Source organism: Rahnella sp. P4_A8 (assembly GCF_056402435.1).
This window is the reverse complement of the sequence record NZ_JBFUHK010000022.1, coordinates 19,169-36,027: the sequence shown is the minus strand read 5'-3', so window position 1 is coordinate 36,027 and position 16,859 is coordinate 19,169. Positions and strand designations below refer to the sequence as shown.

Sequence of the window (16,859 nt, the reverse complement as noted above, 5' to 3'; positions counted from 1 at the left end):
GCTTTTCGATCATTAAGGTCAGGCGTGATGGCGGTATCTTTCGATCGACGCCTGATGCATCTCAATGGAGAATCCCGGTGCCTGCGGCGGCATATAGGCCGCGCCCCGGACGTCGCACGGATGCACAAAATGCTCGTGAAGATGGTCAACGTATTCGATGACGCGGCCTTCGTGCGTACCTGCGATGCACAGATAATCAATCATCGACAGATGCTGCACGTATTCGCATAACCCGACGCCGCCCGCGTGCGGACACACCGGCAGATTGTATTTGGCCGCCATCAGCATCACCGCCAGCACTTCGTTGACGCCGCCCATGCGGCAGGCATCAATCTGCACCACGTCGATGGCTTCGCGCATAATGAACTGCTTGAACATGATGCGGTTCTGGCACATTTCGCCGGTGGCGACTTTAACCGGTGCAACGCCCTGACGGATTTTGCGGTGGCCTTCGATGTCGTCCGGGCTAGTCGGTTCTTCGATAAACCAGGGGTTGGCAAAGGCGAGGGCGTTCACCCAGGGGATGGCGTCGTTGGTTTCCCATACCTGATTGGCGTCGATCATCAGTTTGCGGTCCGGGCCGATCACTTCGCGGGCGATGCGCACACGGCGGATGTCGTCTTCCAGGTCGCGCCCGACTTTTAGTTTCAGATAATCGAAACCGGCGTCGACCGCTTCCTGACATAAACGGCGAAGTTTATCGTCGGGATAGCCGAGCCAGCCCGCTGACGTGGTGTAGCACGGGTAGCCTTCCGCCAGCAGTTTCTCCGTGCGCCGGGGTTTGTTGTCGGCACGTTGCTGCAATAAGGCCAGCGCTTCCTGCGGCGTGATGCAGTCCGTGATGTAACGAAAATCGATGCAGCGCACCAGCTCTTCCGGCGACATATCCGCCACCAGTTTCCACAGCGGTTTACCGGCGGCTTTGCTCCATAAATCCCACACCGCGTTAACCACCGCGCCGGTCGCCAGGTGGATTGCGCCTTTGTCAGGACCAATCCAGCGCAACTGGCTGTCGCTGGTGAAATCGCGCCAGAACTGGCCCATATCGGCGGTAATGTCCGCCAGTTCGCGGCCCACGATCAGATGTTCCAGCGCTTTAATCGCCGCACAGCAGATTTCATTGCCGCGCCCGATGGTGAAGGTCAGGCCGTGGCCTTTCAGCGCCGGAGTGTCAGTGTCTAAAATCACATACGCAGCGGAATAATCCGGATCCGGGTTCATGGCATCCGAGCCGTCCAGCGCCAGCGAGGTCGGGAAACGCACATCTTCAACACGTAAAGCGGTAATCGTTGTCATCGCAAAATTCCTTTAGCTGTAAAGGGTTATGCCTGCACTGTCTTCTGGCGCTGCTCACCCAAACCTTCAATCCCAAGCCGCATCACCTGACCGGCTTTCAGGTACACCGGCGGTTTTTGCCCCAGTCCGACGCCCGGCGGTGTGCCGGTAGAAATGATGTCACCGGGTTGCAGGCTCATGAAGCGGCTGAGATAACTGATGATTTCGGGGATCTGGAAAATCATGGTGCGCGTATTGCCGTTCTGCCAGCGCTTGCCGTCAACTTCCAGCCACAGATTCAACTGGTGCGGGTCAGGGATTTCATCCGCTGTCACCAGCCACGGACCGGTCGGGCCGAATGTGTCGCAACCTTTACCTTTGTCCCAGGTGCCGCCGCGTTCAATCTGGAATTCGCGCTCAGAGACATCGTTAATCACGCAGTAACCGGCGACGTGCGACATCGCATCGGCTTCGCTGATATAGCGCCCGCCGGTGCCGATCACCACACCGAGTTCCACTTCCCAGTCGGTTTTGACAGAATCACGCGGGATCTCCACGTCGTCATTTGGCCCGACCATCGCGCTGGTCCATTTGCTGAAAACCACCGGTTCTTTCGGGATCTCCGCGCCGGTTTCGGCGGCGTGGTCGGCGTAATTGAGGCCGATACAGATAAATTTCCCCACCTTGCCGACACAGGCACCCAGACGTGGTTCACCGCCGACCAGTGGCAGCGTGTGCGGATCGAGCTGGCGCAGTTTATCCAGCGTTTCAGGCTGCAGAAATTCGCCGCTGATGTCGGCAATATGTGCGCTGAGATCCCGCAACGTGCCGTTGTCATCCAGCAGGCCGGGGCGCTCAGAACCTGCGTTGCCGTAACGTAATAATTTCATGGGTCAGTGTCCTTCTGTGAAAGTCAGATCGGTGAAAATCAAATGTTTAAAGCCGCTGGCGTGTCAGTTGCTCCAGCCGCCGTCAATAATTTGAACCGTGCCGGTGGTGTATGAACTGGCGTCGGAAGCCAGATACAGCGCAAGCTGGGCGATTTCTTCGGTTTTACCGATGCGCCCGATCGGTTGGCGGGAAACAAACGCCGCGTACACCTCGGCTTCGCTGCGGCCTTCGGCCTTTGCCTGTGCCGCGATGCGCTGGCGCAGGGACGGCGATTCCACCGTGCCCGGACAAATCGCGTTACAGCGAATGCCGCGGGTGACGTAATCCGCTGCAACAGAACGGGTCAGGCCAATCACGGCCGCTTTTGAAGCGCTGTAAGCAAAGCGGTTCGGCACACCTTTGATGCTGGAGGCGACGGAAGACATGTTGATCACTGAACCGTGGTTGCGCTCAAGCATGGCGGGCAGAAAAGCGCGGATCATGCGGAACATCGCGGTGACGTTAAGATCGAGCGCAAACTGCCATTCGCGTTCGGTGCAGGTCAGGATATCGCCGCTGTGCACCACGCCGGCGCAGTTGAACAGCACATCGAGCGCGCCGGTTTCTTCTGCCAGCGCAGCAATCGCCTGCGGGTCGGTCACATCAAGCAGGCGCGGGGTGATGCCGGGAATATTGTGTAATGCGTCGATGTTGATGTCGGTGGCAATCACCTCTGCGCCTTCACGGGCAAACAGCGTGGCGGTGTTGAAACCGATGCCTTGTCCGGCGGCGGTGATCAGAACTTTTTTCCCGGCCAGGTTCATAACAATTCTCCCTAAAAGGTGCTTTAAAGGCCTAATGGTCAGGCCATTGGAGGTGAAAAAAACGCGTTAAACGCAGTGCTTTTTGTTAAGATGTTCGGCAAGCTTCTGCTTAAAACGCCATTTCGGTTAACCAATTTTTTACATGCATAAAACAAATCAGCAAGATTTTTGTCCGGAAAATGCTAGCTGAATCACTTAATGAGAATTGACCTCAGGTGTCCGATGCCGATAAAAAAATTAGAAAATCCCAGAATATACAGGCAGATAGCTGACCAGCTTAAAACGTTAATTGATAACAAAGAATTTCCGCCCGGCAGCCGTCTTCCGGCCGAGCGTGAACTGGCGAGTCAGTTACAGGTCAGCCGCGCGTCGGTGCGTGAGGCGCTGATTGCGCTGGAAGTGATCGGGCTGGTGGATGTGCGGGTGGGAAACGGCGTCATTGTCCGTCAGCAACCTGCCGTTCCGGCCACGCCTTCGCAGGAGCCGGTGATGTCGCAGGCGGGGCGTAATCAGTGGGCGGATGTGGATGATGAGCTGAATATTGAGCTGGATTTTACGGCTGAACTGCCACCGTTTTCGCTGTTGCAAACCCGTCGTCTGATAGAACCTGAAACCGCCGCGCTGGCGGCAAGAAATGCCACTGACGCCGAACTTGCGGCGATCAGGCAGGCATATGAACAAAACTGTCGCGATAACCGCAATGGCTCGGCAACGCATCCCGGCGACCGGTTGTTCCATATCCGTATTGCGCAGGCCAGCGGAAATCCGGCTTATGCCTTCATCATCGCCCACCTGCTCGGCCACCGTTATGGCACCATGTTCCGCAGCCTGCAATTACACTACACGCCGCAGGACATGCCGCACCGTTCTGAGATTGAGCACCTCGAGATCCTGACCGCGCTGGAGGCCCGTGACAGTCGTGCAGCGAAGAAGGCAATGAAGGAACATCTGGATGCGGTGATTAAGATTTTCGGGCAAGGGTGACAACGGTCGCTGCATCTGACACCGTATTTTTAATGCGACTTCATTCCGGCTGCCGTCATCATCATTCTGAATAAGAATGCCACCACGGCCAGTGATAAAACACTCAATGAATAAATGACGATCAGCCAGACGACGCGTTTCCAGAAGGGCTTCTTACGATTAACGGTCATATCCTGCATCAGGAACCTCCGGTGATAACCGGGCGAAATGCGGTCATTTCGCCCGATACTGTTGCGATCAATGGTAGCCTTCGTTTTCCCTGATTTTCCCCCGGAAGACGTAATAGCTCCAGAAGGTATAAATCAGGATCACGGGGATGATGAACACCGCGCCAACCAGCATAAATGCCAGGCTTTTCTCTGACGATGCCGCATCCCAAATCGAGATGGCCGGCGGAATAATATTCGGCCAGATGCTGATCCCAAGCCCCGAAAATCCGAGGAAAATCAGCGCGAGAGTCAGCAGAAACGGCATATAGTGCGCGTGACTTTTTATCGCCCGCAAAATTCCCCAGGTACAGGCTAAGACCAGTACCGGCACCGGCAGAAAGGCGATCAGATTCGGCATGCTGAACCAGCGATGAGCAATATCGGCATGGGTCAGCGGCGTCCAGATGCTGATCACACCGGTGATCGCCAGCAGCGTTATCACCAGGGGTTTAGCCAGACGGCACATCTTCTGATGCAGGGCATTTTCCGTTTTCATGATTAACCATGTACAGCCCAGCAGCGCGTAGGCGACCACCAGCCCGATACCACAAAAAATAGGGAAGGGGGCCAGCCAGCTTAACGCTGAGCCGCTATACGTTCTGCCTGTCACCTCAAAGCCATTAAGCACTGCGCCGACGGCCACGCCCTGACTGAAGGTGGCCACGATGGAACCGGTAATGAACGATTTGTCCCAAAACGGACGGTGCTTTTCGGTCGCCTTGAAGCGAAATTCAAACGCCACGCCGCGAAAAATAAGACCGAAAAGCATCAGGGTTAACGGAATGGTGAGTGCATCGGTGATCACCGAATAAGCCAGCGGGAAAGCGCCGTATAAGGCCGCGCCGCCCAGTACCAGCCAGGTTTCATTACCGTCCCACACCGGTGCAACGGTGTTGACCATCATGTCGCGTTCGGTTTTGTCTTTATTGAACGGGAATAAAATACCGATACCCAGATCAAAGCCATCCATTACGATGTACATCAGGTTCGCAAATACGATAATTCCAAACCATATAATAGTGTAATCAATCATATTTTTTACTTCCCTCAGGATTGCTCAGCCCTTCCTGCGCCGCAGACAGCGGACGCGCCGGTGTGTTTGGCTTACCTGGTCCACCGTGAGAAACCTCATCACCTTCACCGGTCACCGGCCCTTTTTTGATAAGACGCATCATGTAAACGTAGCCAATACCAAAAACGGACGAGTACACCAGCAGGAAAGCTAACAGGCTGAGGCTCATGTGCATTTCACCGTGCGCGGAGACGGCATCGCGGGTGCGCTGAACGCCATAAACCACCCACGGCTGACGGCCAATTTCAGTAGTAAACCAGCCCGCAAGCAGGGCAATCAGACCGGAAGGTCCCATCAGCAGCGTGAACCAAAGGAACGGGCGGGACTGATAAAGCCGCTTTTTATAACGCAGCCACACACCCAGCACGCCTGCCGTGATCATCAGCAGACCGAGCGCGACCATGATGCGGAAAGACCAGAAAACTACCGGCGAATAGGGACGATCTTCTTTCGGAAAATCCTTCAGCGCGGGCACCTGTTTTTGCAGGCTATGTGTCAGGATCAGACTGCCCAGATAAGGGATCTCCAGCGCATATTTCGTGCGTTCCTGCTCCATATCCGGGATGCCAAAAAGAATTAACGGTGTGGCTTCTCCGGGCGGATTTTCCCAGTGCCCTTCAATGGCCGCAATTTTGGCGGGCTGATATTCCAGCGTATTCAGTCCGTGGGCGTCACCGACCATTGCCTGAATGGGGGCGACGATCAGCGCCATCCACAATGCCATGGAAAACATTTTCCGAACCGCTGGCGTATCGTTGCCGCGAAGCAGGTGCCAGGCACCGGAAGCCCCCACAAAGAACGCACTGGCGAGGAAAGCCGCGATTGACATATGGAACAGACGGTAAGGAAATGACGGGTTAAAAATGACTTTAAACCAGTCCGTCGGCACCACGACGCCATTGACAATTTCATAGCCCTGCGGAGTATGCATCCAGCTGTTCGATGCCAGGATCCAAAAGGTGGAGATAAGCGTGCCCAGCGCCACCATACAGGTCGCAAAGAAATGCAGGCCAGGCCCCACCCGGTTCCAGCCAAACAACATCACGCCCAGAAAACCGGCTTCGAGGAAAAATGCGGTCAGCACTTCATAGGTCAGTAAAGGGCCGGTAATGCTACCGGCAAATTGCGAGAATCCGCTCCAGTTGGTGCCGAACTGATAGGCCATCACCAGACCTGACACGACCCCCATGCCAAAGTTAACAGCAAAAATTTTGGACCAGAAATGATACAGATCCCGGTAACTGCGGTTGCCGGTTTTCAGCCACATCCCTTCAAGCACCGCAAGAAAACTGGCCAGCCCGATCGTAATGGCAGGAAATATGATGTGAAAAGACACGGTGAATGCGAATTGTATTCTTGCCAGGTGAAAAGCATCTAATCCAAACATTGCTGACATCCCCTGTGGAGAAAGTGGGACACGTTAATTAAAATTAACATACATAGTACACTTGTGATTTATACGTGATTAAGATGAAAGGATTGTGCACTGATATTATTTTGCGGGGTAGATACAGTTTGGTGAAAATACACTATAACAGTTCAGGTTATTTTCATTTTTATCATTAAAATTCAATGGGTTAATTGTTGTTTTTTTCGTGAAGCGAAATTGATTTTATTTCCCGCCTGCGCATGATAGAAATTAAAAACATTGTCGCCAGCATGGTGTAGTTTATTGATTTTTAAGGATTTATATTTCATCTGTATTTTTTACTCCGCCGGGAGTAAATTTTATCCCTAAAACGTATATTCAATTTTAAWAAAACTGTTATAGCTCAATCCGGTTCACGGAAATGAACCGGAAATAGTTTTAACATGATGATAAATTGAGTATTCGGATATAATGGTAACAATGTTTGTGTGGAATTAATTTTAGCTGTTTTTAGGAATTTACTGAATGTTCATCAGCCTATTTCCCTGACGCTATTCGTGCTGGAGGGACGGGGTTTCTGCGCCGTCACCGGACAGGCCAACCCTGACGCACAAGGCAATGATCAGCGCAGCACTTAACATCACAATACCTGCCGTGATAAATACCCCGGAGATCCCCCCCAGCCCGAACATGACGCCTCCCAGTGCCGCACCGGCCGCGATAGAAGATTGCACGGCAGCCACCACCATGCCTCCTGCGCTCTCAGCCTGATCGGGCACCGAGCGGGTTACCCAGTTTGACCAGGCGACGGGGACACCGCCGAATGCCAGCCCCCACAGCAAAACCAGCAGAGTGAGTCCGGTGATCTGAACGGGCAGTAATATCATCCCCAGCGCTGCGATACCGACTAAACAAGGCATCACAATCAGCGTCAGGCGAAGGCTGTAAGTCATTATCCATCCAGCCAGCAATGTACCCGCAAAATTTGCCACTCCGAATCCGAGCAATAGCAGGGCCAGTCCGCCCGCATTTACATGACTCACGCTTTCCAGAGAAGGGCGAATATACGTAAACAGGGCATACTGGCCGGTATGTGCCAGCACACAGCCGGACATCCCCGTGGCAATGCCGGGACGGCGCAGCAATGTTAAGACTGATGCTATATGTGTAACCTGACGGGGCGCCATGCGCGGTAATGTGAACCACTGAAAAGCAAGAGTGACTCCTCCCACCAGAGCCGCGGCAATGAACGCGCTGCGCCAGCCATAGAGTTCACCGAGAAAGCTTCCCAGCGGCACGGAAACGACGGTTCCCACCGCAATACCACTGAAGATAACCGACAGTGCCCGCGGCACGAGTTTCTCCGGAACCAGCCGCATCGCAACCGCTGCGGCCATACTCCAGAATCCGCCCAGCGCGACGCCAAGCAGGATCCGCATCACCAGCAACACGGCAAGGCTGGAGGAAAGGGCGACCAGCAGGTTTGAGGCGATCATCAGCACAGTAAAACTTAACAGAACGGTTCTGCGGTCAAGCTTACGGGTCAGGCCCGGTACCAGCAGTCCGGCAAACAGCGCGATAACCGCGGTGACCGTCACCGCCTGACCGGCTAATGCTTCTGTCACCTGCAGGTCTGAGGCCATGGGCGTTAACAGGCTGGCTGGCAGGTATTCTGCTGTTAACAAACCGAACACGCCCATGGTGAGGGAGAAGACTGCCATCCATGCTGGCGGAGCCTGTTGCACATCTTGTCGGGTCGCGGGCGCTGAGCCCTCTGTTTTATGATTCATTTCAAWTGTTCCTGAAGATTAACGTAGCGCAGAGTCTRGGCAGGATGGTTGAGATGATCTATGATTCGAAATCCTTGTTTTTTGACTATTACTCCTGAAATGACCCAGCACGATCCCTTTGCCCTTTCTTCTGACCTGATCAGTGAACTCCTGACAGGAATGCGTCTGCGTGGTGTGCAATATCGCCGCATCCAGACCGGCTCTGAATTTGGCATGGCGTTCAAACCGAGGCCCGGACATGCTTATTTTCACTATCTTGCCGTCGGTTCCGCTGTTCTTAAAACCGGGGATGGCGCGCTCCATCCATTGTCTGCCGGTGATGTCGTTTTTATGCCGCATGGAATGGCACATCAGCTTCTTTCTGAACCCGGCCATACCGCTCAGGACATTGACGACTTCGCTGTCGCGCCATTAGGGGAAGCCGTGAGTGGTGTGGATACCTGCCCGAGCAGGGATACGATACCGGGCGCGATTCTTTTTTATGGCTGCATGGCGTTTGATCTGGGCGGAATGCAAAGTCTGGGTAAACTGATGCCGGAAACCATGGTGGCGGATGCCAAAGGCGAACGCTATCCCGGACTGTTGCCGGTGATGGATTCGATGAAACGTGAAATATGCTCCGGCCGCATCGGCTTTGCAGGCATTCTGGCCCGGCTTGCGGAAGTTGCCGCGGCAATGATTGTTCGCGGGTGGGTGGAATGTGGATGTGAAAATGCCTCAGGCATTGCCGCTGCATTGCGGGAACCCCGGCTGGCTAGGGCAATTCTGGCGCTGCACCGGCATCCGGGCAGGAACTGGACCGTCGCGGAGCTGGCGGCAGAGTCGCACATCTCGCGCTCGGTTTTCGCCGCGCGTTTTCAATCGATGATTGGTGTATCGCCGTTGCGTTACGTGACGGAACTGCGCATGCAACTCGCCACGCAGTGGCTCTCAGACAGCAAGATTTCTATCGAGAACGTGGCATTTCGTCTGGGTTATACCTCACAGGCTGCGTTTAGCCGGGCTTATAAGCGCATTACCGGGCAATCGCCCGGTGTCAGCCGTTAATGCTGTGAGTCATCGGGGCATAAAGAATATTCCCTCAGGCTGCTTCGGGATAAGTCAGAAGCAGCCTGTATACGTCATCAGCGCGAGCTGTTGCTCTCCAGAAACTCCACGACGCATTTCATACAGGCTTCCCGTTCCTCGACGTGTGGCATGTGGCTCGAATTCTCGAAAATCACCCATTCAGCGCCTTTGATTAAATCCGCGAACGGCTGCACCACGTCGGGAGCGGCTTCATCGTAGCGGCCGGAAATCAGCAATACCGGCACGTTAATGGCGGGCAGGCGGTCGATCACCGTCCAGTCTTTCATGCTGCCAATGACATGGAATTCAGTCGGGCCGTTCATGGCGAGGTACACCGTCGGATCCTCGTCCATCGCCGCAAAGGTACGTTTTACCTCCTCCGGCCACGGATCGAGACGGCAGACATGGCGGGCATAGAATATCTGCGACGCCGCTTTGTATTCTGCGCTGTTGAGGGTTCCGGCGGCTTCATGTGCCAGTAAGGTTTCCTGAACCTCCGGCGGCAGTTCGCTGCGCAGGCGGGCGGCGGCCTGCAACCAGAGTTCCATCGAGGCCGGTGAGTTGGCGATGACCAGCGCTTTCAGGCCAGGAGGTTGCATGACGGCGTGTTCGGCACCGAGCATGCCGCCCCAGGACTGGCCGAGCAGCGCGTAATCTTTTTCAATGCCCAGATGGCGCAGCAAATTATCCAGTTCCGCCAGAAAGAACGCGGGCTGCCAGAAGCCGGCGGGTTTGTCGGGAAGGTGGGTCGAGCGACCATTACCAATCTGATCGTAGTGGATCACCGCGCGGCCGGTTCCGGCGATATCGCGGAAGGCATCAACGTAATCATGGGTGCAGCCGGGGCCGCCGTGAGCAATAACCAGCGGAGTTTTGCCGTTATGTAAATCGCCACAGATGCGGTACCAGGTCTGGTATTCCTGAAACGGCGCATAGCCTTCAGTGATGTTGTACATTTTGTTTCCCCTGTCGGTGAATAATAACCACAGGGTAAACATCGGGGCGGCGTTGAACAGCTAGTAAAAAAGATAGAAAACAGGGCAGATCAACTGTCGAGTAAACGGTAATGCATCGCGCGAACCACGGCCTGCACACGGTTACTGGCCCCCAGTTTGCGGGCGGCGGTATTGAGATGGAGCGTGACGGTGGCAATCGACCGGTTGAGTTTGCGGGCGATCTCTTTGGCGGTTAAGCCTTCTGCCGCCCACGTCAGACATTCGCGTTCGCGCTTGCTTAAGCGCACGTGGCGACAGGTGAGAATGCTGCTGTCGAACAGCGGAAACACGCACTCCTGAAAGGTCAGCGCCAGCAGGCTCAGTTCGGCCAATACATCATGAATATCCAGCTCATGTCCCGCACCGGTGTGAATGCCGGTGACCGTCACAAATCCACCATTTGGCAAATGCAACGGCACCGTCGCGCCGCTCGGCATGTTGTTATCGCACATGTAATGGGTGACCGGTTTGTTGAGGTCACTGAGGCGGTTTTGCAGCGAGGTATTGTCCGGGCGCTGATAAGACCAGACAAACGGTGCGCAGCTTTCGAGAGCGTAATGCTGCACCGGATCGACCTGATAATACCCGTTCTCCAGCCATAACCGCTGCATGTCGCCGGGCACATTACCCATCCGCAACAGCGACGGTGTGATCAGCTCGCCCTCAAGCGAACGCGGTACCGGCGTGTAGTCGTAAATCAGGGCGTCAAACCCCAGGCGCGAGGTCTGAGCGAAAAGCTGATCAAACGCACCATCAACGGTCGTTTCCCGCAAAGACACTGCACTCTCTTGCACCGCGAGCTTCATGAATTTATCTCCGCATCACTGTTTGCCAGTCTGAATGGGCTGATCGGGCACCGGTTTTGCTCAATCTCACCTGGTAAGGAAAATTTATGCAATCGCGGTGCCACATCGCTGGCGGTGCAAACCTAGTATTTTTGCTAACTACCGGCGCGGCCTGACTGCGGATAACGTAAAGCCACAGGGGAAAAGACTCTCGCTCTGCACCAGAAACTGTCATTAAGAGGATTGTCATGCACCGTTACCGATTTTTGCTCTGGCGACCGCTGCAACTGCTGCCGGTGTTGCTGGGGATAAGTATTCTGACTTTCGTGATGGTGCGCGCCATACCCGGCGATCCGGCGCGGATCCTGCTTGGGGTACGCAGCACACCGGAAGCCATCGCCCGAATCCGGGTGCAGTACGGACTGGATCTGCCGGTCTGGCAGCAATATCTCTATTTTCTGCGCAACCTGTTTCATGGCGAGATGGGCAAGTCACTGATTTACCGTGTGGATACGTTAACGCTGATCATGTCGCGTATTGAGCCAACCCTGTATCTGGTGCTCGGCAGCGTGCTGCTGGCGATGCTGTTTACTGTGCCGCTGGCGGCCGGAGCGGCACGACATCGCGGGCAACTGGCAGATCAGGTGATCCGTTTACTTTCTACTATCGGCCTCGGATTACCGGCGTTCTGGCTGGCGATCATGATGATTTTACTGTTCAGCCTGTCCCTCGGCTGGTTCCCGGTGTCGGGTTATGGCAGCGATGTCGGCGAGCGTATTCATCACCTGTTTCTGCCGTGCCTGACCGTTGCGCTGGCGCTGTCAGCGGTTCTGACCCGTAACCTGCGCGCCAGTCTGCTGATGGAATTACAGAATGATTACGTCACCGCCGCCCGTGCGCGGGGGCAAAACGAAAACCGTATTTTCTGGCGACATGTGATGCCCAATTCACTGGTGCCGACAGTCAATCTGCTGGCAGTAAATATCGGCTGGCTGATTGGCAGCACGGTGGTAATTGAGAGCGTATTTGCCATTCCCGGTATGGGGCAGTTGCTGGTGAAAGCCATTATCAGCCGTGATTACATGGTGGTGCAGGGTGTGGTGCTGGTGTTCGCCCTGGCGACAGTCATCGTGAACCTGATTGCAGACTTACTGACTGTGGCGCTGGATCCGAGGGTGAAGCTATGAGCATGACCGAAAAGATAGCGACACAACGCATGGGGCATTTTCACCTGCGCGGGTTGCCGCGCCAGCAGGCGTTACGGCTCGGCATGCTGATGCTGAGTGTCTGGGTTCTGATTGCGCTGCTCAGTCCGTGGATCGCGCCGTTCGATCCGATTGCGCAGGATGCATCTGTGACACTGTCACCGCCAACGTTCATCCATCCGTTTGGCACCGATAACTTTGGCCGCGACATTCTTTCCCGCGTGATGTGGGGGGCACGGATTGATCTGCAAATCTGTCTGATTGGTGTGATTTTTCCGTTTACCTTCGGCACGCTGATCGGCGCGTTTGCCGGATATCTCGGCGGCGCAGTCGATACTTTTTTCATGCGGGTGATAGACGTGGTGCTGGCGTTTCCTTTTCTGGTGCTGATGCTGTCGATCATCGCCATTCTCGGGCCGGGACTGGGCAGTTTTTATATCGCGATGGCGATGGTGGGCTGGGTGTCGTATGCCCGTCTGGTGCGCTCGCAGGTGCTGACGCTTAAACACCGGGATTTCATTCTGGCCGCGCGCAGCCTGGGCTACAGCCATCCGCGTATCTTACTTTTGCATCTTCTGCCCAACGCGCTGACCAGTTCGCTGGTGTTCTCGATGTCCGACTGCGTGCTGGTGTTACTCAGTGGCGCGTCGGTGAGTTATCTCGGTCTGGGCGTCCAGCCGCCGGTAGCGGAATGGGGCGTGATGGTCGCCGAAGGCCAGAGCTTTATTACTACGGCGTGGTGGATAACCACCTTCCCCGGTTTGGCGATTGTGGTGCTGGCGATGAGTTTCAGCCTGCTGGCGGACGGACTGGGTGACAAACTGGGGGAACGGCCATGACGTTAATGCAGGTTTCCGGCTTAACCATTGAAGACCGGCAGGGCGTGGCGCTGGTGGACAGTCTCTCGCTGACATTGAATGCGGGCGATATTCTCGGGCTGGTCGGCGAAAGTGGCTCCGGCAAAACCCTGAGCTGTCGCGCCATGATGCGCCTGCTGCCCGGTGAAGGGCTGCATATTCGTGCCGGGGAAATCCGCCTCAATGGCACCGATTTACTGACGCTGAACGATAAACGCATGACGGCCATTCGCGGGCGGGAGATCGGCATGATTTTCCAGAATCCGGCCAGCCATCTGAATCCGGTGATGACCATCGGTCAGCAGATTGCTGAAAGCCGCCGTCTGCATTTTGGGGCCAGCCGCCGTGAAGCGCAGAGTCAGGCGGTGGAACTGCTGCGTCAGGTCGGTATTCCGGATCCGCAGCGACGGGCAGATAACTATCCGCACGAGTTTTCCGGCGGCATGCGTCAGCGGGCAATGATCGCCGTGGCGCTGGCCTGCGAACCCAAAATGCTGATTGCTGATGAACCGACCACGGCGCTGGATGTCACGGTGCAGATGCAGATTTTGCGTCTGCTCCGCGATCTGCGCGACCGGCTGGGTATCGCGATTATTCTGATCACTCACGACCTTGGCGTGGTGGCGCAAACCTGTGACCGCATTGCGGTGATGTACGGCGGGCGTTTATGTGAAACCGGTGAAAAACGGCCGGTTCTGGCCCAGGCGCAGCATCCTTATACGCGCGGCCTGATTGACTGTCAGCCGGTCAGTGAAGGCGGCAGCGGACGGCTGATCACGCTGCCCGGTCAGCCACCGGTCGCAGCACATTTTCCCAGTGGTTGCCGTTTTCATCCGCGCTGTGCGCAGGCGTCCGCGCTCTGCCGTGAAAATCAACCCGCGATGTCAGCGGGCGGCCACGCAACGGCCTGTCATCATCCGCTGAACCACGGGAGGCACAATGAGTCATTCGTCTGATCTCACGCCGCAGCCGTATCCGCTGCTGGAAGTGGAAGCACTCTCCGTGACATTTCCGGTCTCCGGCTTTGGCCTCAAAAAGCGTCACGTTCAGGCGGTAAACGGTGTGTCCCTGCATATTCACGCAGGCGAAACGCTGGGGCTGGTCGGTGAATCGGGCAGCGGAAAAAGTACCCTCGGGCGGGCGATGTTGCAGCTGGAAAATGCCAGCGCCGGACGGGTTCGTTTTAACGGGCAACTGATTACCGACGGCATGAAACCTGACATTGCCCGTCTGCGACAGCAAACCGCGATGATTTTTCAGGATCCGTTTTCCTCACTCAACCCGCGCCAGACGATTGGCGAAAGTATCGGCGAGGTGTTGCGGGTACACAACAAAGTGGCGAAAGCGGAGATCCCGGCGCGGGTCAGCACGCTGCTGACGCTGGTCGGCCTCAGCCCGGAACATGCCACGCGCCGTCCGCAGGCGCTGAGCGGTGGACAATGTCAGCGCGCCGGCATTGCCCGGGCGCTGGCTATCGAGCCACGCCTGATTGTCGCTGATGAATGTGTTGCGGCGCTGGATGTGTCGATTCAGGCGCAGATCATCAATCTGCTGATGGATCTGCGCGAAAGCATGGGGCTGGCGATCTTATTTATTGCCCATGATCTGGCGATTGTGCGCCGCCTGTGTGACCGCGTGGCGGTGATGTATCTCGGACGTATTGTCGAAAGCGGGCCGACGCAAACGGTGTTTAATGCGCCGCGCCATCCGTATACCGCCGCGCTGGTAGCGGCAATCCCTGAAATCGACCCCGACCGGCCGCTGCCGGAGCATCCGTTACAGGGAGAACCACCCAGCCCGGTTTCGTTGCCTGCGGGCTGCGCTTTCCATCCACGCTGTGCCTTTGCGCTGCCTGAGTGCAGGCACGGTGCGGCACCTGAAACCCGGCATATTGCCGACCATGCCTTCGCCTGTGTTCTTGATAACCACAAAAGCGACGGGATCAATCCGATGACTGAAGGAATGTTACATGAAGCAAAAGCATTTTAACGTTGTGGCCGCCGGGGTGCTGCTGGCGTTGAGTCTGGTCAGCGAAATGGCGCAGGCTGCGGGGGTACTGACCATTGGCCGTCGTGAAGACAGCACCACATTTGACCCGATCAAGTCGGCGCAAAACGCCGATAACTGGGTGTTCTCCAACGTGTTCGATCCGCTGGTGCGCGTTGACAATACCGGCACCAAACTGCTGCCGGGCCTGGCTGAAAGCTGGACGATTTCGCCGGACGGTAAAACCTATACGCTGAAAATGCGCGACGCGAAATTCTCTGACGGCACGCCGGTGACCGCCTCTGATGCCGTGTTCAGCCTGACGCGTATCCGTGATGACGCCGGATCGCTGTGGAAGGATTCATACAGCATTATCGATACGCTGAAAGCCCCCGATGCCCATACGCTGGTGATCACCCTGAAAACGCCGTCGGCAGCATTCCTTTCTCAACTGGCACTGCCGAATGCCTCGGTGATTTCGCAGCAGGCGCTGACCAAACAGGGCGCGGATGATTTTGCCGAACACCCGTTGGGTTCCGGCGCGTTCAGCGTGAAAGAGTGGACGCGCGGTGAGAAAGTCGAACTGGTGAAGAACCCGTACTACTGGGACGCCGCAAAAGTGAAACTCGATGGCGTCGAGTGGCTGACGCTGCCGGACGACAATACCCGCATGCTGAAAGTGCAGGCCGGAGAAATTGACGCGGCACTGTCGATCCCGTTCTCGCGCATTTCATCGCTGCAAAAAGACCCGAAACTCGCCGTCGAACTGGATACGTCAACCCGTGAAGATCACCTGCTGATCAACCATTCTCACGGTGACCTGGGCAAAGTGGAAGTGCGTCAGGCGCTGGACTTCGCCATCGATAAAAAAGCCATTATTGATACCGTGACGTTTGGTTACGGCAAAATCGCCAACTCCTACATCCCTGATGGCGCGCTGTATCATTACGCTGACAACCTGCAACGCCCGTACGACCCGGAAAAAGCCAAACAACTGCTGGCCGCCGCCGGAGTGAAAAATCTGACCCTGAAATATCTGGTGAATGCCGGTGATGAAGTGGATGAACAGATTGCGGTATTGCTGCAACAGCAACTGGCAAAAGCCGGGATCACTGCCAACTTGCAGAAAGTGGATCCGAGCCAGAGCTGGGACATGTTAGTGGCGGGGGACTATGACATTTCGGTGATGTACTGGACTAACGACATTCTCGACCCTGATCAGAAAACCACCTTTACGCTGGGCCATGACTCGAACATGAATTACATGACGCGTTATCACAATGACAAAGTGAAAGCGCTGGTGGCCGCCGCGCGGGTGGAGATGGATCCGAAGAAGCGTGAACAGATGTACATCGATTTGCAGAAAATGGCGAAAGCCGATGTGAACTGGATTGATCTGTATTACAGCCCGTACCGCAACGTGACCCGTAAAAATATCAAAGATTTCCACCAGAATCCGTTAGGGCGCTTCACACTCGAGGAGACGGTGAAAGAATAAGAAATCCTGCACCAGGGAGATAATAAGAAAGTTGAGACAAAAGTCTGTTTTGCCCTTTTTAGCCCGCTTCCG

The 16,859-nt window shown here is 55.6% G+C and carries 16 protein-coding genes; 7 read left to right on the top strand and 9 right to left on the bottom strand.

The window, feature by feature from the left end:
* Positions 1-18 precede the first annotated feature (18 nt).
* From AC1DUO_RS13220 to AC1DUO_RS13210, 3 genes are all read right to left on the bottom strand, one after another.
* A complete protein-coding gene (locus tag AC1DUO_RS13220) occupies positions 19-1,296 on the bottom strand; it encodes an L-fuconate dehydratase (protein WP_013577875.1) in 1,278 nt (425 codons plus the stop codon).
* 26 nt (positions 1,297-1,322) lie between these two features.
* Complete coding sequence (locus AC1DUO_RS13215) at positions 1,323-2,165, bottom strand: fumarylacetoacetate hydrolase family protein (RefSeq protein WP_013577874.1); 843 nt, start codon at positions 2,163-2,165, stop codon at positions 1,323-1,325.
* A 63-nt stretch (positions 2,166-2,228) separates the two neighbouring features.
* On the bottom strand, positions 2,229-2,969 hold the full coding sequence (locus AC1DUO_RS13210; RefSeq protein WP_013577873.1) for an SDR family oxidoreductase: 741 nt from the start codon (positions 2,967-2,969) through the stop codon (positions 2,229-2,231).
* 222 nt (positions 2,970-3,191) lie between these two features.
* On the opposite strand from AC1DUO_RS13210, the gene AC1DUO_RS13205 reads away from it, so the two are divergent.
* Positions 3,192-3,953, top strand: coding sequence for a FadR/GntR family transcriptional regulator (locus tag AC1DUO_RS13205; RefSeq protein ID WP_112151518.1), 762 nt, complete (start codon positions 3,192-3,194; stop codon positions 3,951-3,953).
* A 29-nt stretch (positions 3,954-3,982) separates the two neighbouring features.
* Here AC1DUO_RS13205 and AC1DUO_RS13200 read toward each other — a convergent pair whose 3' ends face one another.
* From AC1DUO_RS13200 to AC1DUO_RS13185, 4 genes are all read right to left on the bottom strand, one after another.
* Positions 3,983-4,132 (bottom strand): DUF2474 domain-containing protein, encoded by a 150-nt coding sequence (locus tag AC1DUO_RS13200; RefSeq protein WP_072012255.1) that lies wholly within the window; start codon positions 4,130-4,132, stop codon positions 3,983-3,985.
* Between the two features lie 58 nt (positions 4,133-4,190).
* Positions 4,191-5,195, bottom strand: coding sequence for a cytochrome d ubiquinol oxidase subunit II (cydB, locus tag AC1DUO_RS13195; protein ID WP_112151519.1), 1,005 nt, complete (start codon positions 5,193-5,195; stop codon positions 4,191-4,193).
* Positions 5,188-6,621 (bottom strand): cytochrome ubiquinol oxidase subunit I, encoded by a 1,434-nt coding sequence (locus AC1DUO_RS13190; protein WP_112151520.1) that lies wholly within the window; start codon positions 6,619-6,621, stop codon positions 5,188-5,190. The genes cydB and AC1DUO_RS13190 overlap by 8 nt, the downstream gene beginning before the upstream one ends.
* A gap of 533 nt (positions 6,622-7,154) precedes the next feature.
* Entirely contained in the window at positions 7,155-8,393 is a 1,239-nt protein-coding gene (locus AC1DUO_RS13185) for an MFS transporter (protein WP_119262405.1), read from the bottom strand.
* A gap of 60 nt (positions 8,394-8,453) precedes the next feature.
* Between AC1DUO_RS13185 and AC1DUO_RS13180 the strand changes: the two genes are divergently transcribed.
* On the top strand, positions 8,454-9,440 hold the full coding sequence (locus AC1DUO_RS13180) for an AraC family transcriptional regulator (RefSeq protein ID WP_119262406.1): 987 nt from the start codon (positions 8,454-8,456) through the stop codon (positions 9,438-9,440).
* A 77-nt stretch (positions 9,441-9,517) separates the two neighbouring features.
* On the opposite strand, the gene AC1DUO_RS13175 is transcribed toward AC1DUO_RS13180, so the two are convergent.
* Together AC1DUO_RS13175 and AC1DUO_RS13170 are read right to left on the bottom strand one after the other, a co-directional pair.
* On the bottom strand, positions 9,518-10,417 hold the full coding sequence (locus tag AC1DUO_RS13175) for a proline iminopeptidase-family hydrolase (RefSeq protein ID WP_119262407.1): 900 nt from the start codon (positions 10,415-10,417) through the stop codon (positions 9,518-9,520).
* A gap of 89 nt (positions 10,418-10,506) precedes the next feature.
* On the bottom strand, positions 10,507-11,262 hold the full coding sequence (locus tag AC1DUO_RS13170) for a LuxR family transcriptional regulator (RefSeq protein WP_037033099.1): 756 nt from the start codon (positions 11,260-11,262) through the stop codon (positions 10,507-10,509).
* A 227-nt stretch (positions 11,263-11,489) separates the two neighbouring features.
* Between AC1DUO_RS13170 and AC1DUO_RS13165 the strand changes: the two genes are divergently transcribed.
* From AC1DUO_RS13165 to AC1DUO_RS13145, 5 genes are read left to right on the top strand one after another with little or no spacing between them, the layout of a single operon-like run.
* Positions 11,490-12,428 carry an ABC transporter permease gene (locus AC1DUO_RS13165; protein WP_037033096.1) on the top strand — a complete coding sequence of 313 codons (939 nt, stop codon included), beginning with the start codon at positions 11,490-11,492 and terminating at the stop codon, positions 12,426-12,428.
* Complete coding sequence (locus AC1DUO_RS13160; protein WP_119262408.1) at positions 12,425-13,285, top strand: ABC transporter permease; 861 nt, start codon at positions 12,425-12,427, stop codon at positions 13,283-13,285. The genes AC1DUO_RS13165 and AC1DUO_RS13160 overlap by 4 nt, the downstream gene beginning before the upstream one ends.
* Complete coding sequence (locus tag AC1DUO_RS13155) at positions 13,282-14,259, top strand: ABC transporter ATP-binding protein (RefSeq protein ID WP_119262409.1); 978 nt, start codon at positions 13,282-13,284, stop codon at positions 14,257-14,259. The genes AC1DUO_RS13160 and AC1DUO_RS13155 overlap by 4 nt, the downstream gene beginning before the upstream one ends.
* Positions 14,243-15,292 (top strand): ABC transporter ATP-binding protein, encoded by a 1,050-nt coding sequence (locus AC1DUO_RS13150; RefSeq protein WP_013577861.1) that lies wholly within the window; start codon positions 14,243-14,245, stop codon positions 15,290-15,292. The genes AC1DUO_RS13155 and AC1DUO_RS13150 overlap by 17 nt, the downstream gene beginning before the upstream one ends.
* Positions 15,273-16,787, top strand: a complete 1,515-nt coding sequence (locus AC1DUO_RS13145) for an ABC transporter substrate-binding protein (RefSeq protein ID WP_112197596.1) — start codon at positions 15,273-15,275, stop codon at positions 16,785-16,787. Before AC1DUO_RS13150 ends, AC1DUO_RS13145 begins: the two co-directional genes overlap by 20 nt.
* Positions 16,788-16,859: the final 72 nt, after the last annotated feature.